Source organism: Thiospirillum jenense, assembly GCF_014145225.1.
Lineage (GTDB): Bacteria > Pseudomonadota > Gammaproteobacteria > Chromatiales > Chromatiaceae > Thiospirillum > Thiospirillum jenense.
On sequence record NZ_JABVCQ010000009.1, the window covers coordinates 1 to 20,187 of the forward strand.

The window sequence follows — 20,187 nt, forward strand, 5'->3', positions numbered from 1 at the left end:
GCCCGCCGCAGTTTTGATTTCGTATTCGTTCACCAGAATTAATTGCTGTTCATGGCCGAGCGTTTTTAATAAGGTTTGAAACGCATCACGCAAACTACTTTCATTATCCGCCCCCGCCACGCGCTGTAAATCATCTAATTGGCGTTGATAGTGTTGAATAGCATGGTTCATAAGGTGTTCAGTAGGTGATAAACCGCAGGTGAATGATAAATCATAAAAAACCGCCCTCCAGCAGCGCCAGAGAGCGGTAAAACATCAACTCAGGTCAGCCGTAGCCGACCGGATGATTTAAGCGCGTATTATCAATCGCCAGCAATTGGCGCGAGCAAATTAGGAATACTCTCAATCGCCGCGTCGCGGGTGGCTTCATCTGACGTGACATTGGCTAACACATTGCTACCAGCGGCAATGAGGTACTGCTGATTCGCCGCACCCAATTCGCTGTACACAATGCCATTTTCACTTTGGTAGTCAGCAAAAGCCAGTGACACTTCAGTCCGATGCTTAAACCGCAGCATATCGGACTGCGCATCCGCCGAGGTATTGGCCCATCCGCCATTAATGAGGGCAATAATCATCGCGTTGCGCGGCGTACCACGTTCACCCAGCTCGGTCATCCAGTAGTTTCTGCCATTGACATCCGCACCGCGTCCGAAGATGTTGCGGTAAATCTCATCAATGTATTCACCGTCACTCAAGGTTTGCGGATACTTGGCTTGCACCAGCGGTTGCTCGAAGAACGCTTGGGCAACAGTTTCGATGGTCCAAGGATCGCCGTTAGCATCCAACTGACCGGTTTCGATGTTACCTACCCAATAATCCAGCCCTTGTGCATCCATTGCATAGCCCATCGTGGCCATGTACAGCTCGGCAACTTTCCAGCGGGTGGTTTCTTGGCGCGGCACGGCACCGAACGACGCAATGACCTGCTGGGTTGGCTCATCACTGGCCTCCAGTAAGTCGGCAACCGCGACGGTGCAAGTTGGCACTGGGGCAGGTGCCGTTTCACCAGCGGCGGGTTCTTCAGGGGCGCAGATGCCACCCCAACCGGTGAACTCGGCATCGTCACCAATGGCCGTTGCTGTGAAAGTGATGGTCTCATCTTCGCCAAAGGTTTCGCTGCAAGTGCCAGTTAAACCAACGTCACCTTCCGAATCATCTGCCAGAGTACGCGAGCAGTTGATGCCCGATGGGCGGCTGACGATCTTACCCGTACCAACGATCACGGCTTCAATTTGCAGGCGGTCTGTATAGGACTGCTCTTCAAACTCGGCAATGGCCGATTGCGCTCCAGTCAGTTCTACCTGACAAGTCGGCGATGTGCTGCCCGGACAGGCGCCACCACGTCCCCATTGTTTGAACTGCCAGCCCTCAGCGGCGTCTGCTGCAAGCGAAACGCTTGAGGTCGTGGAGGCGAAGCTACCCAGACACATGGACGTCGTGCAGTCAATGCCAGCGGGAGTGCTAACTACGCTGCCTTCACCAACCACCGACACCACCAACTGGCGATTGCCGGTTGGGTAACGGAAGGTCGCGGTGACATCGCGGTCTTGAGCCATCGAGACCGTGCAGGTTAAGCCGTCGTTCGTAGTGCAACCGCTCCAACTACTAAACACCGCACCATTGATTAGCGGCATGGCGGTCAGGGTGACAGATTGATCGGCAGAAAAGTCGCGTTCACACAAACTACCGCAGGCAATGCCGCTGGGCGTACTTCTGACCGCACCCGGCCCGTACACATCAACCGATAAGGTCTGCATCGCCGTTGTCGAGGCGGTGGCGACGACGAAATCCTCTTTGGTGATGTCGTTAGTTACGCCGTCGCTATTCATCACGAACAGGCGCACGTCATAACTGCCGGCAGTGCGGTAAGTATGCTCGGGATTTTGTTCGCTAGAGTATTGACCATCGCCAAACTCCCACTGCCACAACACGATACTCGGCGCTGATGCTTCCCGCGCTTCAAATTTCGGCGGGTACTGAGTACCGCTACGTTCGCCACCGGTGATGTCAGATTCATTTTCCACCAACTCGTTGACGATAGTGAACTGGCCGGTCGCGCCATTCAATTTACCGACATACCAGTATTCACCGAGGCCGGTTACGAGGTCGGTTACGGGGTCGGTTGATGGGGTTGGAGCAGTCAACGACCGTAGCAAACCGTTATCGTCATAGATTTCTACGATTGCACTTGACGTGGCCAGCGTAGTGTCACCCGTCGTGTTGCGTGCCGAGTAGTTATGAACGAAGTAGTAATACGTCCCGTCAACCAGGTCAGTGATGGTGACGGTTTCTGGTCCATAACTGCTGGTGTCGTCAATATCCAAATTGGCGTGGCCAACGTCGCGGTTTTCAAGGGGATAGTAAACGTGCTCCCCATCAGGAGTGAGCAGATGTGAATCCAAATCCCGTGGCGTTTCACCCCACGACAACACAAACCGCATGTTGCCCGCTGCCAGCGGCCGCGTCATGGAAAAGTCATGGCGATTTTCCACACCTGCGACAATCATCACATGGTCATAAGAATACGGCGCATAACCGGTCATGTTAGCCGTGAGGGTTTGCGTGGCATCACTGGAGGCATCATAGAATTCAACATCTAATGGCGCGGGGCCTTCAGTGTTGTTGGCATAAAAGTCGGCACTCAACGAGCCTGGTGGCACGTTTTCAATGCGGTATTCGCCTTCTTCATTGGTGCGAACAATCTGACCACCATTGAGTTTGACGCCCACATTTGCCAATGGTTCACCCGACTGCGCATCCGTCACCACACCCCACAACACAGTGCTAACCGTCGTGGCGCCGGCGACATTCACATACTCTGTTTTCACCACTTCACGCGACATGCCGTCTGAATTGGTGACTGTCAACATGACTGTATAAACGCCCGGCTCGGTGTAGATATGTTGCGGATTCTGTTCGGTGGACGTTTCACCATCGCCAAAATCCCACAACCACGCGGTGATAGTCGGCGCAACCGCCTCACGCGCTTCAGGTTTTGGCGGATACGGCTGTTCGCTGCCAGACCGTGCCGTACTGCCTGGTTCGGTATCTTGAATGCGATTGATGGCAGTGAACTGGCCGGTGGCGCCGTCCAGTGTGCCAACATACCAATAACGCCCTAATTCTTCCGGGACCTTAAACTCGTACGCCGCTTGATCTTGTCGATCGCCCGAATAAATATTCACTATTGCACCAGAGGCTTTTAACCCGGCATCATTCGTATTACTACGGCCACTGTAATTGTGGATGTAATAGTGATAAACACCATTAAATAACCGTGAAATAGTGACAGTCTCTGGACCATAGCCAGACATATTATCCACATCTAATTTAGCAAATGGGGCGGAATCAGGGTGCCCTTTATTGCCGTAATAAACATGGTAGGGTTGACCATTACTGCCAGCGGCAATGGATGTCAATAAATGCGAATCCAAATCACGCGGTGTTTCACCCCAGGTCAAGACAAAGCGCATTTCACCAACAGCCAAGGTCTGCGTCATGGAAATGTCATGGCGATTGTCATCACCCGCTTCAATTCGCACATGGTCATACTGATAAGGAATATAACCATTTAATTCGGCAGTAATGACTTGCGTTGCATCGGTTGACGCATCATAAAAATCCACCGCGAGTGGCGCTTCGCCTTCGGTGTTATTGGCGTAAAAATCGGCATTCAAGCTACCGGCAGGGACATTATTCAGGGTATAGCGACCCTGACTATCGGTGGTGGCGGTTTGTGCGGCAACTGACACGCTGACATTGGCGAGCGGATCGCCTGTTGCAGCATCAGTCACGACGCCCGTTAAGGTATTGGTGACAGCCTGACTGGACAGCGGCAACATCGCTCCTATGAGGAGGACACCGCTCGCGGCCGCAGACCTTAACCAATGAGGCATAAGGTGTGAAGACATATTAAAGGTACTCTCTAACTTAGTTTGGTTGATAAAAAGGAAAGGACACGTTGTGGTAATCGTATAGAATTTTAAGGGTTCCTCCATTCGTGATGTTTATACAATGCAGTCAATGGCTGTTTAATATGGTGACTTGCCAGAGATTCTCAACTCTGCTAAGTCCACACAACAAGTGCTTTAAAAAAGCAAGCACATTATTTTGAAGCGTAGTGGCTTTGGCATGAAATTCCGGCACAATTTATAACACAACGTGTTTAGGATACAACGCTCTATTAAACGGTATCCGTGATCTAATTCGCACAGTGCCATGCTTAAGACCGACCTATATCGTTTATTAAATCGCCCGTCATTTTAACGCTAACTGAGCGTGATCTTGTTCATCACCTAAGCTCGCCGGGTCTTGATGAATAATGATGTCCGAATCAGGATAATAAGCACGAATTTGCATTTCCACCTCAGCCGCAATTTGATGCGCCGCAATTAACAACAGGCTATCATCTAATTCCAAATGTAATTGAATGATGAGCGATTGTCCTGATTGACGGGTACGCAAATCATGCACACCTAATACCTGTGGTACTTGATGTGCCAATGCCAAAATATGCTGGCGCTGCGGTTCAGGTAACTCACGATCTAATAATAGCTGCACTGCATCCCAACCAATTTGAAATGCGCTATACAACACATAGCCGCCAATTGCCAGACCAAATAACGGATCAGCACCGTGCAACCCAAATTGCGCAAATAACAATGCCGCAATCGTTGCACCATTCGTGGCTAAGTCAGTCGCATAATGCATCGCATCTGCTTTAATTGCTGTTGAGCCTGTACGACGAATGACATGGCGTTGAAATAGCAATAACCCCAGTGTTAATACAATTGAAAAAAGCATCACCCACACCCCAGTTTCAGTCGCCGTTAAGGGGCGCGGGTGTAATAACCGATCTAGGGCATGAAGCGCAAAAAATAATGCCGAACCAGCAATAAAAGTCGCCTGTCCAAGTGCCGCCAATGCTTGCGCTTTACCATAGCCAAATCGGTGTTTATCATCAGGTGGACGCAATGACCAGCGTACGGCTAATAAGTTAATCAGTGATGCCCCAGCGTCGAGTGAAGAATCAATTAGTGCTGCTAGTAAACTGATTGATCCGGTTGCTACCCACGCACCAAATTTGGCAATCATTAATACAACCGCAGTGGCAACGGAAGCGTGGGTAGCCCACCACAGCAACCGCGCAACAGTTGCCGTCGTGGGTGGGTGAGACGGAATAGATGGTGTTGCCATAGTCAATTACCATGCAATGAAAATCTGGCCGGTGTTTAATTTTTAGTGATTGCCTCGGCAAAAAACTGCGGGGGCGTAAATGCTGCTTGATGAATTACAGCGTTATAATAGCGAGTGGGAAATAAACACGCCGCCGCGGCTGCTTGACGCCATCCGTATTCATTCGCCACTTTACTTGCTAAAATTGCACTCCACCAACCTGATGGATAAATTGGTTGGGGAAAAAACAGTGAATGACACTGCATAAAATTGGCAGTGTGTAAGCTATTATACATGCCGCGAATAATGTCAAGATGATACAGCGGTGATTCGCTTTGTTGTACTAAAATGCCATCAGTACCGAGCGCCGAATAACAGTTTTGATAAAACGCAGTATTAAATAAACCTTCCGCTGGACCTACCGGATCTGTGCTATCAATAATAATAAGATCAAGACTGCCGGGCGCCGCGTCTTTAATCCAACGAATTCCATCTGAAAATAATAATGTGGCGCGGGAATCATGATTACTCTCAGTTAATTCGGGGAAATACTGCTCTGCCAAACGGGTGACGCGCTCATCAATTTCAATTTGCACCACCGATTCAACTTCGGGATGTTTTAATACCTCGCGCAGCGTTCCGCAATCACCACCGCCAATAATACACACGCGGCGCGGCGCAGGGTGGGTGAATAATGCCGGATGCGTGAGCATTTCATGGTAAATGAAATTGTCTCGTGTGCTGACCATTGTGCAGCCATCAATCACCATTAAATGACCAAACTGCGTTGTGTCATAAATCGCAATTGTTTGATAAGGTGTGCGTTCTTCATGCAGTTTAGCGTTAATGCGCAATGCAAAAGCACTGCCGGCGTCAGTGGCAATTTCAACAAACCAGTCAGGATGATTAAGCATAAGTTTCTTCCTAAATGTGATGCCCAAATAAGGCTATTGAGATTAAATCAAATCGGCAAAGTAAGCGACGAATAATATAGTCAATCCAAGATAAATTGATTCCAATATGGTAACATCGTCATTCCCACCTTGCGAGAATCCAACAACACGCCGCTATCTAAATGTTCGCGTTTGCGGGAATGAAGAAGATTAGACTGCGAATTCAGCAAGCATTTTATATTGGCTTAACTACAACAATTAATGCCAACTAAATGCGGCTATTTTGCCATTAACCTTGCTTATTGGCGATAAAGATAATAGATTATTGAAAATCAATAGCCAACTCTCCTTTTTATTGAATATCTGCCCTTGATTTATTTCAAATATCACACGCATAATTTGATTTACCAACCACGCTGAATCGCGTTGTGCGTATTGCCAAAAAGAACACAACCCCGGTTTTAATCCATTAATCCATATTTTGAAATGCAGATAAACTTGACACAAATAGATGAATAATGAACCACTCCCGACAAATGGTTCGTGGTATTTTCAAATGCGTTGGGCTGCCGCCGTTTAATTTGTTGAGTCGCACGGGACTTGCCGCACGGATGGCACACTGGTCTTTTAATCATCAAATGTCAGGCGACAATTCAAATGAATTATTGACGCGGCGTGTCCGATGGATGAGTAAAGCGTTCATTCAGGCTTTGCACATAGGCTTCACAATCATGCAAGACTTTAGCAACCCGCCCTTCCGCCCATGCATTCCAACCTACCGGCTGACCAGTAATAATCGTTTGCCAACGATGCACATTCATTAAAAAGGCGTCAATGATATTGCCTGGTAGTTTTTCTTGTGCGATCTGTTTTTTTAACCAGGATAATAACGACCAAGTTATTAAACGGCTGATACCAATGTGCATGGCGATCATGCCAATAAATAATAGCATTTCGAGCGTTTCTAATGTCCAAGTCAATCCCAAGTTCTCTAATATAGTGAGCCAGCCCGGTTGATAGGTTAATCCTTGCCAATGGCCGGCACTAATGCTCCAGATGAGAAATAACACAATTAAAGTGGAAATCACTCCGATGTCGGCCAGTAGAGTGCGCATACGCCAGCGTTTCACTGCAGTTATTAATAAAGGAATAGATTCATCAGCTAATATTGTGGCAGTGCTGCGCAATGCTGCAACAATACGATAGGCACGTTCTATTTCAACTTGGGCAATGCGTTCGTAGATTTCACCTAAATCACGATCGCGTTTATGTTCAAAGCGTTGTCGCCGAATTGGATCGGGAATTGGCACCGCAACACTTTGACTATAAATGGTATAAAACCGTCCCGTTGTTAATCCCACTTCACCTAAAGCACGCAGCCAAGCAGCGACTACATCTTCAGGATTATCTTCGCGTGCTGCGGTGTCAATTTGATTAAGAATGTATAAAAATTTGCTGGAATCACCACGGCGCATAGTGTCAGCTACCAGGTGTTTTAAGGTATCACGCATCGCGCCCGGTTCGGGATGGCGTGCATCAAATAACACCAATACCAAATCGGATAAATCAATAATATGATCGGTAATACTTAAAATCGCAGTGCGTTGGGCGTCGGCATCAAATCCCGGTGAATCAATTAAAATCCGCCCACGCAGACGCTCACTTCGGCAGGTGCGTAATTGTAAATACGCATCAATACGTTTGCCCTCCCCGCCCGCCACCCGTTCTATTTGCTGTGACATTTGATAAAACGGAAAACGCGGATCAGAATCAAGCGCCACGCCGGGCAGTGTTAAACTACGCTCATCGCCCCCGTACACAACCACCGTGAAGCGATCATCTACGGCTTGATTGCCGGTGCGCTGAATATCTTGTTGAAGAAAGTCGTTGATAAATGTAGATTTTCCAGCTGAAAATGTCCCTAAAATTGCAATTAGCGGCCACCAGGGCACTTGATTAGCAAAGGATTGATTTTTTGCCAATAACCCGAGTTCATAGGCAACGCTGTCTAAGCGACGAAAGCCTTGTACTGCATTGATTAATATCGGGTTTTCTTGTTCAAGATGCGCCTCAAGCTCGCTCAAACGCTGTTGAACACTCTCAAATCCGGCGGTCACTGCTGACATGAAATTCCCCTATGATGTGGTATAAAAAAGACGGTCATCTGTGAATATTTGCAACGCGTCCGACGTGAACGTGTCGAAAATTGCAACCTGCGTCGCAGATCACGATACCATACGCTCTAATTTTGGTGCGATAGTCGGCACGGTGGGCGGTGTTGCGCCGTTGTCAAACTGACTGATTGCGTTGTTAAAATGCAATCAATGTGCGCTAATATTCAGAATAACAAATAGATTGACGATTACTTAAACCGCCGCTTACTTGAATTAACTCACGCTTTACGCGATACTAAACTGACTGCTCAACGCATAGTGATGGCGAGTCACAAAGCACTGCTATTACTATGCAGTATTGACAGTGGGCTTGGTGAATGGTTTTAATTGCCAAATGCCGCCGCATTATTTTACACGATCTCTTTAGTTGTTTATTTAGGTGTCTCCGCTCATGGCAAAGATAATTTCTTCGCGTACTATTCCTCGAATATTTGCCCATTGTTTATTCGCAACGACATTATTATTGTCACCAGCAGGCGCTGAAGAGACGATTTATATTGTCAAACAAGCTGAAGGTTTACCGACAGTCGCCATTGGTGGCACGGTCATTCCGTATAAAGAAGTCACCTTTGCCGCGCAAATGCCGGGGCGAATTAAATTCATTGCTGGTATTGAAGGCGATGCATTCAAGGCGAATGACACGTTGGCTTCTATTGACGCGACCGAGTTATTAGCTCAACGTCAAGCATTAGTTGCGCAAATGGCAACAGCGGATGCGCAAATGCGAAATGCCGGTGTGCAATTCAATCGTGAGTTATTTTCGCCCCGCGCCCGTTCTTCACCTGGCGGAATGGGAATGCCCAATTTATTCGATCAAATGTTCACTCGCCCAATGGAAGATTTTATGGGTGAACGCGATCAAGGCACTGAACAATCAGCCGATTTATTTGCCTCACGCACCCAAGTGCAAGAAGCACAAAATCAGTTGATGCGCTTGCAAGCAGAATTACAAGCATTAGACGCCAAATTGCGCGATGCCAACTCAATTGCACCGTTTAGTGGCATTATTATTAAAAAATTGGTTGAGGTTGGTGACACCGTTCAACCCGGACAGCCATTATTAAAATATGCCGATGTTGAATACTTACAAGTCGAAGTAGATATTCCCGCTCGATTACGCTCCGGATTGCGTGAAGGCATGATGTTACGCGCCGATTTGGATGTTCCCATACGCAGTCAATCAAGATCAGAACCAAATGAAGATCATCGTGTTTTACCCGTACGTTTAGCGCAAATCTTTCCGATGGCTGATACACAGCGCCATACTATTAAAGTCAAATTTGATCTGCCACAAGGCATGTCAGAACCTGGGATGTATGCCAAAGTGTTAATTCCTGATTTCACGGCCCCGGCACAAGTCAATCCCGTGATTCCACAATTGGCTATTCGTTACAATGGCAGTTTACCCGGGGTGTATGTATTAGATGAACATAATCGTCCACAATTAAGGTTAATTCGGGTTGGTGAACCGGTACCACCGAATGATGTGACTATTTTAAGTGGCTTGCGGGCGGGTGAACGTATTCTGGCTAATCCCGCCCCCACTGTCACGACCGGCTGGTCACAACGCGGGGCGGCGGGTCGTTAATAATTTAATGCCGCACCACATATTGAATGAAACTGGCGTGTCTAACGCATACACAATTCAATCCCAAGAACGACGTTTTATTTTGAATCTGCAACAGGATTAACACCCGTGGCTGATCAGTCAACTCCCACCTCTGAACACCTTGGACTTGCTGGCAAAAGCGCCCGCTTTTTCATTCGTTCTCCATTATCGCCATTGCTATATGTCGCCATGTTAGCAATGGGATTGCTCGGGTTATTAGCAACACCGCGTCAAGAAGACCCACAAATTTCCGTGCCAATGATTGACATTATGGTGCAATACCCTGGTGCATCTGCTCAACAGGTATCTAATTTGGCATTACAGCCATTAGAACGCATGATGAGTGAAATACCGGGCGTGAAACATGTTTATTCAGCTGCGCAACGTAGTCAAGGATTAGTGACGGTTGAATTCGACGTGGGCGAGGAAATGGGTCCATCGCTAGTCAAATTGAATGACAAGATTGCTTCTAATATGGATCGGATTCCACCTGGGGTATTGCCGCCTTTAGTTAAAACCAAAGGCATTGATGATGTGCCAATCGTCACTCTGACGTTATGGTCAAAAGATTTGGACGGTAATGGACAGCCCGATGTAGATGATGGGCAATTGCGTTTATTAGCCCAAGATGTATTACAAGGGCTAAAGGAAGTCGCCAATACTGGTAATAGTTTTATTGTTGGTGGGCGGCGGGAACAGATTACAATTGATGTGTTGCCAGAACGTTTGTCAAGTTATCAAATCAGTTTAGGTCAGGTCGCGCAAACAATTAAAACTGCGAATGCAGAAACAATGGCGGGCGGTGTTGAATCAAGTGGGTCTCATTTCTCAGTCACGACCGGTGCATTCCTTAAAAGTGCTGATGATTTGAATCGGCTAGTTGTCGGTACCTTTAATGAAGTGCCGGTGTATTTGCGTGATTTAGCACAGATTACGCAGGGGCCAGAAGATGCTAGTCAATTGGTGATGTATTACAACGGTCCGGCGGCGGTGAATGATGATCGGGCAAATGGCGCCCCCGCAGTGACTATTGCCGTTGCAAAAAAACCTCTGACCAATGGTGTCACAGTTGCCAATGCAATCCTTACCAAAGTTGCTGAATTGGAAGGGACACGCATTCCTAATAATGTTCAAGTGAGTGTGACGCGCAATTATGGTGAAACAGCTAATCAAAAAGTATCGGAATTAATTTTCAAACTGTTTATTGCCACCTTTTTCGTATTTATTCTAGTGTTATTAGCATTCCGTGCATTAAAACCGGCGCTGGTTGTTATGTTGGTCATTCCCGTTGTCTTGCTAATGACGATTTTTGTTGCCTGGATTACTAATTACACCATTGATCGCGTCAGTTTATTTGCCTTGATTTTTTCTATTGGCATTTTGGTAGATGATGCCATTGTCGTAGTAGAAAACATTTATCGCCGTTGGTTAGCAGAAGGCGCAACCGAAGAAGATATTGCAGTAGATGCCGTGCGCGAAGTGGGCAATCCCACGATTTTAGCAACCTTCACGGTCATAGCCGCGTTATTACCAATGGGATTTGTCAGCGGCATGATGGGACCGTACATGGAACCAATTCCCGCGTTAGGATCGGTAGCCATGTTAATTTCATTATTTGCGGCCTTTGTTTTCACGCCGTATCTCGCGATTTCTAATTGGTTGAGACCAACTATGCGGTATTTAGAAGTTGCCGAAAAACGTGAACATCACGAAGCGCAGCGGTTGGAGAGTATTTACCGCTTTATCCTCATTCCTTTAATTGAAAACAAATATAAACGGGCGGCGTTCCGTCTAGTATTGTGGGGCGTATTTTTATTTACCTGTAGCTTCTTTTATTTCAAATGGGTGCCGGTCAAGATGCTACCGCTGGATAATAAACCTGAGTTTTCAGTTGTGATTGACATGCCGGAAGGTACCGCATTGCCGGTCACGGCCAATCTTGCCCAGCAAATGGCCGAACGCTTGCGTACTTTACCCGAAGTGACTGCCATTCAATTATACGCAGGCACAGCGCGCCCATTCGATTTTAATGGTATGGTACGGCATTATTATTTGCGTTCCGAACCCTGGCAGGCCGAATTACAAGTGCAATTAACCGACAAACATGAGCGTAATCGGTCAAGTCATGAATTAGCTGTAGCGGCACGCGAATTGGTGAAATCATTAGCCGAACAACGTGGTGCGCATTATTCAGTGGTGGAAATGCCGCCGGGGCCACCAGTATTACAAGCAGTGGTGGCGGAGATTCACGGGCCATCGCCTGAAGTGCGGCGCACCTTTGCACGCGAAATGACAGAATTATTTACCCAAGCAGATAGCACCCGTGATGTTGATAATTATTTGCGCGAGCCGTATGACTATTGGCGCTTTCATGTTGATACCGAAAAGGCCGTGCGGCGTGGTATTTCAGTGGATACGATTAATCAAAATCTGGCAATGGCGTTGGGTGGTGCTGAATTGGGTGATGTCAAACAAATTGCTGGGCATGAACCAATACGCATTGTTATTCAAGTGCCATTGAGTGAACGGGCGCAAGTGCAATCACTCGGTGATTTACCAGTGGCGGCAAATACAGGTTTAACCGTGCCATTGCGTGAATTGGGGCGCTTTGAACGGGTGCCAGAAGAAGATGTTATTTACCGTAAAGACTTGCGCGGTGTTGAATATGTCGTTGCAGATGTTGGCGGTAAATTAGCGGCGCCCGTGTATGCGATGTTTCAAATTGAAGATTTATTAGCGCAAACCAATTATCAAACGCCGGATGGTGTGACTCCAGATAATTATTGGCTAGGCGCACCGCCGAGTGATCGTTATTCGGCGTGGGAATGGGCAGGCGAATGGACAGTGACCTTTGAAACCTTCCGCGATATGGGTGCAGCATTTGGTGTTGCATTAGTATTGATTTATATTCTAGTGGTATGGGAATTTGGTAACTTCCGTATTCCGTTGGTCATTATGGCGCCTATTCCACTGACCCTGTTAGGGATCATTCCAGCGCATCTGGTGATGTTTCAATTGGGCATGGGCGGAGAATTCACTGCCACCTCAATGATCGGATGGATTGCATTGGCCGGAATTATTGTGCGTAATTCAATTTTATTGGTAGATTTTTCTATTCACGAATTGAGAAAAGGGGTGCCAGTTGCCGAAGCAGTCATTCGCGCCTGCACCACCCGCACCCGCCCAATTGTCATTACCGCATTAGCATTGGTTGCGGGATCAAGTGTTATTTTCACTGATCCAATTTTTCAGGGCATGGCCATTTCATTAGCATCGGGTGTTTTGGTGTCAACGCTATTAACGTTAATAGTCATCCCATTGGGGTGCGTAGCGGCCAGTCGTGATTTATGTGAAGTGGCGGTGGCACATTCACCGCCAGGTATTGAATTGCCCTGTGTAAATGAGGTGGTTAAACAATCCGTCACGAGTGGGACGCCGCGTCAATCAGTCCAGCAATCGAGTGTTATTGCACGTTTGGCGCAATTTTTATTAGTAATTGGGTATATTTTACGCGGGGTTCTGTTATTGATTTATGATGCAATTAAACCGTCACGGCGTCCGTCCCCACCGCGCTCAGTTGCGCAACCAGTCGCAAATACGGCGGCGTCAACTACAACTGTAGATTCTACGCAACAAGTGGCTGAAATGCCAAAAAATGCCTTGCAACAGTCGGTAGTTACGCCAGAAAAAACAGCGAAAAAAACTGGACGGCGTGGAATTCGGCTAAAAACGGATCAGGCGGGCGATGCGCCAGCCGCGTGAAATTTGTTGCACATACGCTGCTGTGGCGCGCTGGCAACGCAGCAGCGACACTGGTCGGTCTTGCCACGTTGACTGCGCTAAGTTGGGCGCAGTCGCCCGAGTTGCGCAACGACCCGAGCCGGTACGATGCGGGTTCGATACCACTGTCAGCTTTTTCCAACCCTTCTTCAGCAGTGCCGCTTGCCTACCCACCGTCATCAACTATTACCCCGACCGCTACCGGCGAGTGGTCACAGTGGGATTCGCGGGGTACGCAGCAGTTTACGTCGCAATCTTTTTCAAATGAGACCGCCCATGGGTATCGCTATCGCAGCGAAAGTGGACGTGGTAACAATCACTCAGTCTCGTTACCGCAACAAGAGCCACCGTTATTTAGCACAGATCCAACAGCGGCGGGTTGGTATGGTGAGATATCCGCCACGCCGTATCGTTTTCGCAAGGATACGCGGCTAGATAGTCTGACGCCGGCGCAGACGGTGCCGGGCTATCGGTTTCGCCCGCAGTAAGGCAGTCTTGGTCATTTGACACGGCAGTTTATGCGGTATTTGGGGTGCAAATTACGGTAAAATCTTGCTTTATTATCCCGCCGGCACGGTCATTTTCTTTGATTGACTATCGGCTAAACAGTCGCTTGATCTAACCATGATGAAAGCATTGATACATTCTTATTTATTTGCTGCATTCGCTTTATTATTACCAACTTGGGCGGTGGCGGTTGATCTTCCAACACCCGAAGCGCCTAAAATTGAAGCGGGCGGTTACCTTCTGCTGGATTTTCAAAGCGGGAATGTATTGGCACAGTTCAATGCAGATGAACGCATGGAACCCGCTAGTTTGACTAAAATTATGACAGCTTATGTCGTGTTTAATGAATTGTCGGAGGGCAATCTTAAGCTCGATGATGAAGTATTAGTCAGCGAAAAAGCGTGGCGCACCAGTGGCTCGAAAATGTTTATTGAAGTCGGCAAGCGTATTCGCGTCGAAGATTTAATTCAGGGCATGATTATTCAATCGGGTAATGATGCGAGTGTGGCATTAGCCGAACACATTGCTGGTTCTGAAATGACGTTTGCCGAATTGATGAATGCGCAAGCTAAACGCTTGGGTATGATTCATTCTCATTTCACTAATGCGCCGGGATTACCAAATCCCAATCATTACAGTACCCCGCGTGATATTGCAATTTTGGCAACCGCGTTAATTCGAGATTTCCCGCAGTATTATCGCTGGTATTCGCAAGCCGAGTTCACTTATAACGGCATTAAACAGCAGAATCGTAATCGCCTGCTCAGTCAAGACCCGAGCGTAGATGGCGTTAAAACTGGCTTTACTGATGCCGCTGGTTATTGCCTCGTATCATCGGCCAAACGTGACGGTCAGCGCATGATTGCGGTGGTAATGAAAACACCTAATCCCACCGTGCGAGCGCGGGATAGTTTGGCATTACTCAATTATGGTTTTCGGTTTTTTGAAACGCATGTTTTATTCCCCGCGCAAAAGCCATTGGAAACCTTGCGCATTTGGAAAGGCAGTATGAAAGCATTGCCGGTCGGATCAGCAACCGACGTGGCAGTGACCATTCCCCGCGGGCGTTACGATCAATTAACCACGCGCTTAGAAAAACCGGCCGAATTATTTGCCCCAGTGGCCGCTGGCGAAGCAATTGGTGAAATCGTCATTGCATTAGGTGAGCAAGATATTAAACGCATTCCATTAGTGGCATTACAAGAAGTCACCTTAGGTGGCATCTGGCGACGCATGATTGACACAGTATTACGGTGGTTTCAATAATGGCATTAGTCTATCTTAATGGCGCATTTCTCCCATTAGAACAAGCGCAGGTTTCGGTATTAGATCGCGGGTTTTTATTTGGCGATGGCGTGTATGAAGTCATTCCCGTCTATGGCGGTAAGCCGGTGGAATTGGCCGCGCATTTTAATCGCCTAGACGCCAGCCTGCGCGGTATTCATTTAATTAACCCATTATCCCGCGCTGAATGGCGAGCGGTATTGCGGCAATTGGTGAATAATAATCCCGACGGCGATCAAACGCTGTATTTGCAAGTCACTCGTGGCGCCCCGCCCGCCCGCGATCACCGCTTTCCTGACCCTGCGACCACCGCGCCGACCGTGTTTGCGCAAGCCAAGCCGCTCAAACCGCGTGATCCGCAAGTGTTGGCGCAGGGCGCGGCGGTGGTGTTATGTGATGATGTCCGCTGGTCACGCTGCGACATCAAATCCATTTCGCTGGTCGCGGCGGTGCTGGCACGTCAAGCCGCCGCAGCGCAGGGTGCAGAGGAGGCGTTGCTGGTGCGCGACGGTCACGTCACCGAAGGTTCGACCAGCAACTACTTTATTGTCACGTCAAATCAACAACTTATCACACCGCCGCGTGGCCCGTACTTGTTATCAGGTATCACCCGCGAGTTGGTGATGACACTGGCGCAGGCGGCGGGGTTGACCGTGACCGAGCGCGACGTGACTGTTGACGAGTGTCGCGCCGCGGCTGAATTGTGGCTGACCAGCTCCACCCGCGAGGTGTTGCCGGTGACGCGACTGGATGGTGCGCCGATTGGTGATGGTCGCCCGGGGGCGCTGTGGCAAAAATTGGACAGTTGTTATCAGCGCTACAAACAGACGCTCACCGCCGACACGGCGTGGGCGGACTAGTCCACATGTTTGATGCCAGCAACACTCCGTTGCACTTTCCCTGCGCTTTCCCGATCAAAGCCTTCGGGCGTGGCGATCAAGATGTCACCGCTGTCGTGCTGGCCATTTTACAGCGTCATGTGATTGATTTATCAGCAGTCACTTGGCAATCTCGCCCAAGCGGTGGGGGTAAATGGCAGGCCGTGACGGCGGTCATTCCCGCCACCAGCCGGGCGCAACTGGACGCAATCTACACCGATCTCAGCGCCCACGAGTGCATTGTTTATACACTGTGACTAAACCGCCACGCCTGTTGCACCTGCGCCACTTGGGCAGGTGCGATTACCTCAGCACTTGGCAGGCGATGCAGGCGTTCACTGCCGCCCGCGATCTTGACAGCGTTGACGAATTGTGGTTGCTGGAACACCCGCCGGTGTTCACGCTCGGGCAGGCGGGCATCCTTGAACATGTGCGTCACGCGGGCGAGATTCCGGTGATCCGCACTGATCGCGGCGGGCAGGTGACGTATCACGGCCCCGGGCAGTTGGTGTGTTATTTGCTTCTTGACCTGCGCCGCGCTGGATTAGGTGTGCGGCAGGTGGTGCAACTGCTTGAACAGGCAGTGATTTTACTGCTGGCGGAGTTGGGCATCACCGCCGACCGCCGCGAGCAGGCGCCGGGCGTGTACGTCAACGGGGCAAAGATCGCGGCGCTTGGGTTGCGAGTGCGGCGCGGCTGTAGTTATCACGGGCTGGCGCTTAATTTGAATATGGATTTAATGCCGTTCACGCGGATTAATCCCTGTGGTTATTCCGATTTACAGGTCACGCAATTAAGCAACTGCGGTGTTATTTATCAACGATCAGCGATTGAACAGCGGTTGAGTGAATTATTCGCAGAATTGCTGGGGCTGCAATTGCTGGAGTGTGAATAATGGATATTTACAGAATAAATATGGCATCCATATTCATTCGCTATTCATTGTGAATAAACGGACATTTAACGCATGAGTGCTGTGCAAATAATCAATCAAATGCAGCAACGCTGGCGCCAGTTAGGTTATTTGCTTATTCTCACGCTCACCGGCGGATGCGTCACCAGTCCTATTCCCGCCCAATTGAATCATCAACCTGTGCGCAATATTGAATTAACCGCTGTGCAGCAACATCCGACCGCATTTATTGGTCAAGCTGTGCGCTGGGGCGGGCAAATTTTACGCATCATTAATCACCGTCAACAAAGCGAAATTGAATTATTAGCTTATCCACTCGATCAGTCCGGATACCCCCAGCTTAATCGCGCAGGACTAGGGCGGTTTATTGCTAAAGTCACTGGTTTTATTGATCCAAATGTGTATGCAGCCGAACGTTTATTAACAGTAGTTGGCGCCGTTGACGCAACGCAAACTGGTAATATTGGTGAATACAATTATCGCTACCCGGTGATTAAAGTAGCGACACACCATCTCTGGCCAGCAATTGAACCTATCATACTCGCAACACCCAATCCACATGACCATTATTATTATCGCTATTCGCCCTGGTATGATCCCTATCCATTCGGATTTGGCGTTGAACCGTGGCCACGTTCAAGACGTCATCCATTCAGCACCCATTTGAGTATTGGTATACATGGCGGATGGTAATGATTGATTGCTGTTTATCATTCAGCAGCGCATTGCTATTCAACAAAAGACGATTGCTGTAGTCGGCGGTACACACCAACTGCAATTAATAAATTACTCAATGATAAAACACTTTCACTCAAGCCGTGTAAATGATCTGCATGAGATAAACTCGGCAAACCTGCCTGTTTAACAATAGACATTGCGGTAATAGTCGCAGCGACAAATCCTAATAACAACCAAAATCCTACAATTGTCACAGGCGAAAATACGCGCCGGTCTTGGCGATAAACAACTAGCAACATAAATAAAAAACATAAATAAAAAACGTTCGTGCTTGGCAATAGCGTTGTTCCTAAATCTGTCAATCCCGTTGGCATGATTAGTATCAATAACCAAACAAAACCCAACAATGGCACACTCCGCCAAATTAAAACATTCGACTGCCCGCGTAATGCAACACTCAATGCCAGTGTTGCAGTCAATAACAACAAACTGCCACAAAAGGTTAAAACCCGCGCCACATTTAATACCAGTGTCCATTGATCGCCACTTGCGTGAAATAGCAGAATTAATCCACCAGCAATTAAATGCGGCACCATGCTATATGCTAATTGGCACAGTGCGGGCTGTTGGATTTTTAATCCATATTGATAGAATAATCTTATCGCCACCAACCACTCGGTCACTGTTAAAAGATGAATACACCAAGTTGGGAATGAAAGTAACATGATTTAAGCGATCCTCAGCGACACCGCTTTAATAATTTAAACACATCAATTAATGACAATGTCAATTAGTACAAATCCACTAAAACGTCTGGCATCTCAAACTGCTATTTATGGTTTGAGCAGTGTTATTGGGCGATTTTTGAACTATCTATTAGTCCCAGTATTGACCTACCAATTCGCGCCAGCCGAATACGGTGTTATTGCTGAATTTTATGCTTACATGGGGTTTTTAGCAGTCGTTTTAACCCTCGGTTTAGAAACTGGTTATTTTCGTTTTCGTACTGCTGGACATGATGATCCGCAACGTGTTTATGCTACCACAGTGCGAGTTTTATTAGTCATCAATAGCGGTTTATTTTTCGCCATTTGGTATTGGCAACAACCCATTGCTGATTTGCTACGTCATACACAGCGCCCTGAATATGTGGTATGGGCGATTGCCATTGTGGCACTGGATGCAATTGGCGCTGCTGCCTTTGCGCGGTTGCGTGCTGACAATCAAGCATTACGCTTTGCTGGTATTAAATTGATTGAAATTGGTATCAACATTGGGTTAAGTTTGTTTTTTATCGTGCTATGCCAACAAGCTTTTGTCAATCAGTCACACTCCGTATTCGCTCAACTGTGGCAACCAGATGTTGGTATTGGCTATGTTTTTATTGTTAATTTAGTTGCAAGTAGTGTTAAATTATTATTATTAGCGCCACAATTTAAAGACGGGCTGCATGGTATTGATTATGATTTATTGCGGCGAATGCTGCGCTATTCGTTGCCACTGGTGATGATTGGATTGGCTGGCATTGTAAATGAAATGCTTGACCGCGCTGCATTAAAATATCTTTTACCCTTTGATGATCAAACCAACCTGGCTCAGTTAGGTATTTACAGCGCTTGTTATAAATTGTCTGTATTAATGACTTTATTTATTCAAGCATTCCGTTATGCTGGAGAACCTTTTTTCTTTGCATACGCAAAAGCGAGTGATGCGCGTCAAGTATATGCACTCGTATTAAATTGGTTTATGATTGTTTGTATATTTTTGTTCTTACTTGTCACACTTTACCTCAACATTTTTCAATACTTCATAGGCGCCGCTTACCGTGACGGTCTCAGCATTGTTCCCATATTACTCGCTGCCAATGTATTACTCGGTTTATCAATCAATCTATCCATTTGGTATAAATTGACAGACCACACATTATTAGGTGCAACTGTTGCATTACTCGGCGCTGTTATCACGATCATCACCCTATGGATTTTAATTCCACGTTATGGTTATCAAGGCGCAGCTTGGGCGCATCTTCTTTGCTACAGCGTGATGGTGATTGTGTCTTATTATCTTGGGCAACATTTCTATCCTGTCCCTTATGATTTACGTCGTTTATTTGGTTATCCAATAGTCGGGCTAATGCTTTATACAACACACCAAATATTAACAAAAACGTGGCTTATAATACCGCAGTGGGTAACATCCACGTTGTTGTTAATATTATTTATTGCGATGGTGGCATGGTTTGACGGCCGTCATCTTTGGCGTTTACAGCAGCGTTAATAACGATTTATAGTGA

Annotated in this window: 14 protein-coding genes; 9 read left to right on the forward strand and 5 right to left on the reverse strand. The window is 47.6% G+C overall.

Annotated elements, in window-relative coordinates:
• Positions 1-302: 302 nt before the first annotated feature.
• The 4 genes from HUK38_RS15355 to HUK38_RS05495 all read right to left on the reverse strand — a co-directional run bounded on the left by HUK38_RS15355 (position 303) and on the right by HUK38_RS05495 (position 8,197).
• The gene (locus tag HUK38_RS15355) at positions 303-3,914 is read right to left on the reverse strand and encodes a PKD domain-containing protein (RefSeq protein WP_182583280.1); all 3,612 of its coding nucleotides are present in this window, start codon (positions 3,912-3,914) and stop codon (positions 303-305) included.
• Between the two features lie 346 nt (positions 3,915-4,260).
• Positions 4,261-5,199 carry a cation diffusion facilitator family transporter gene (locus HUK38_RS05485; protein ID WP_182583282.1) on the reverse strand — a complete coding sequence of 313 codons (939 nt, stop codon included), beginning with the start codon at positions 5,197-5,199 and terminating at the stop codon, positions 4,261-4,263.
• A 35-nt stretch (positions 5,200-5,234) separates the two neighbouring features.
• Entirely contained in the window at positions 5,235-6,092 is an 858-nt protein-coding gene (gene speE / locus HUK38_RS05490; protein ID WP_182583284.1) for a polyamine aminopropyltransferase, read from the reverse strand.
• Positions 6,093-6,733: 641 nt separating this feature from the next.
• Positions 6,734-8,197: a dynamin family protein gene (locus HUK38_RS05495; RefSeq protein WP_194365779.1), complete on the reverse strand. Its 1,464-nt coding sequence runs from the start codon at positions 8,195-8,197 to the stop codon at positions 6,734-6,736.
• A 439-nt stretch (positions 8,198-8,636) separates the two neighbouring features.
• Between HUK38_RS05495 and HUK38_RS05500 the strand changes: the two genes are divergently transcribed.
• The 8 genes from HUK38_RS05500 to HUK38_RS05535 all read left to right on the forward strand — a co-directional run bounded on the left by HUK38_RS05500 (position 8,637) and on the right by HUK38_RS05535 (position 17,909).
• Entirely contained in the window at positions 8,637-9,833 is a 1,197-nt protein-coding gene (locus HUK38_RS05500) for an efflux RND transporter periplasmic adaptor subunit (RefSeq protein WP_182583286.1), read from the forward strand.
• A 108-nt stretch (positions 9,834-9,941) separates the two neighbouring features.
• A complete protein-coding gene (locus HUK38_RS05505; RefSeq protein ID WP_182583288.1) occupies positions 9,942-13,616 on the forward strand; it encodes an efflux RND transporter permease subunit in 3,675 nt (1,224 codons plus the stop codon).
• Positions 13,613-14,122 (forward strand): hypothetical protein, encoded by a 510-nt coding sequence (locus HUK38_RS05510; RefSeq protein WP_182583290.1) that lies wholly within the window; start codon positions 13,613-13,615, stop codon positions 14,120-14,122. Before HUK38_RS05505 ends, HUK38_RS05510 begins: the two co-directional genes overlap by 4 nt.
• A gap of 139 nt (positions 14,123-14,261) precedes the next feature.
• Positions 14,262-15,407, forward strand: coding sequence for a D-alanyl-D-alanine carboxypeptidase family protein (locus HUK38_RS05515; RefSeq protein WP_182583292.1), 1,146 nt, complete (start codon positions 14,262-14,264; stop codon positions 15,405-15,407).
• A complete protein-coding gene (locus HUK38_RS05520; RefSeq protein ID WP_182583294.1) occupies positions 15,407-16,285 on the forward strand; it encodes an aminotransferase class IV in 879 nt (292 codons plus the stop codon). Before HUK38_RS05515 ends, HUK38_RS05520 begins: the two co-directional genes overlap by 1 nt.
• Positions 16,286-16,290: 5 nt before the next feature.
• On the forward strand, positions 16,291-16,560 hold the full coding sequence (locus HUK38_RS05525) for a YbeD family protein (RefSeq protein ID WP_182583296.1): 270 nt from the start codon (positions 16,291-16,293) through the stop codon (positions 16,558-16,560).
• Positions 16,557-17,198, forward strand: coding sequence for a lipoyl(octanoyl) transferase LipB (lipB, locus tag HUK38_RS05530; RefSeq protein WP_338065364.1), 642 nt, complete (start codon positions 16,557-16,559; stop codon positions 17,196-17,198). The genes HUK38_RS05525 and lipB overlap by 4 nt, the downstream gene beginning before the upstream one ends.
• A gap of 72 nt (positions 17,199-17,270) precedes the next feature.
• The gene (locus HUK38_RS05535) at positions 17,271-17,909 is read left to right on the forward strand and encodes a Slp family lipoprotein (protein ID WP_182583300.1); all 639 of its coding nucleotides are present in this window, start codon (positions 17,271-17,273) and stop codon (positions 17,907-17,909) included.
• Between the two features lie 35 nt (positions 17,910-17,944).
• On the opposite strand, the gene HUK38_RS05540 is transcribed toward HUK38_RS05535, so the two are convergent.
• Positions 17,945-18,619, reverse strand: coding sequence for a DUF2499 domain-containing protein (locus tag HUK38_RS05540; RefSeq protein WP_182583302.1), 675 nt, complete (start codon positions 18,617-18,619; stop codon positions 17,945-17,947).
• Between the two features lie 58 nt (positions 18,620-18,677).
• Between HUK38_RS05540 and HUK38_RS05545 the strand changes: the two genes are divergently transcribed.
• Positions 18,678-20,171 (forward strand): lipopolysaccharide biosynthesis protein, encoded by a 1,494-nt coding sequence (locus HUK38_RS05545; protein WP_182583304.1) that lies wholly within the window; start codon positions 18,678-18,680, stop codon positions 20,169-20,171.
• Positions 20,172-20,187: the final 16 nt, after the last annotated feature.

Coding starts and splice junctions, on each gene's coding strand:
- HUK38_RS15355 (WP_182583280.1), bottom strand. CDS start 3,914: ATGTCTTCACACCTTATGCCTCATTGGTTAAGGTCTGCGGCCGCGAGC.
- HUK38_RS05485 (WP_182583282.1), bottom strand. CDS start 5,199: ATGGCAACACCATCTATTCCGTCTCACCCACCCACGACGGCAACTGTT.
- speE (WP_182583284.1), bottom strand. CDS start 6,092: ATGCTTAATCATCCTGACTGGTTTGTTGAAATTGCCACTGACGCCGGC.
- HUK38_RS05495 (WP_194365779.1), bottom strand. CDS start 8,197: ATGTCAGCAGTGACCGCCGGATTTGAGAGTGTTCAACAGCGTTTGAGC.
- HUK38_RS05500 (WP_182583286.1), top strand. CDS start 8,637: ATGGCAAAGATAATTTCTTCGCGTACTATTCCTCGAATATTTGCCCAT.
- HUK38_RS05515 (WP_182583292.1), top strand. CDS start 14,262: ATGAAAGCATTGATACATTCTTATTTATTTGCTGCATTCGCTTTATTA.
- HUK38_RS05520 (WP_182583294.1), top strand. CDS start 15,407: ATGGCATTAGTCTATCTTAATGGCGCATTTCTCCCATTAGAACAAGCG.
- HUK38_RS05525 (WP_182583296.1), top strand. CDS start 16,291: ATGTTTGATGCCAGCAACACTCCGTTGCACTTTCCCTGCGCTTTCCCG.
- HUK38_RS05535 (WP_182583300.1), top strand. CDS start 17,271: ATGAGTGCTGTGCAAATAATCAATCAAATGCAGCAACGCTGGCGCCAG.
- HUK38_RS05540 (WP_182583302.1), bottom strand. CDS start 18,619: ATGTTACTTTCATTCCCAACTTGGTGTATTCATCTTTTAACAGTGACC.
- HUK38_RS05545 (WP_182583304.1), top strand. CDS start 18,678: ATGTCAATTAGTACAAATCCACTAAAACGTCTGGCATCTCAAACTGCT.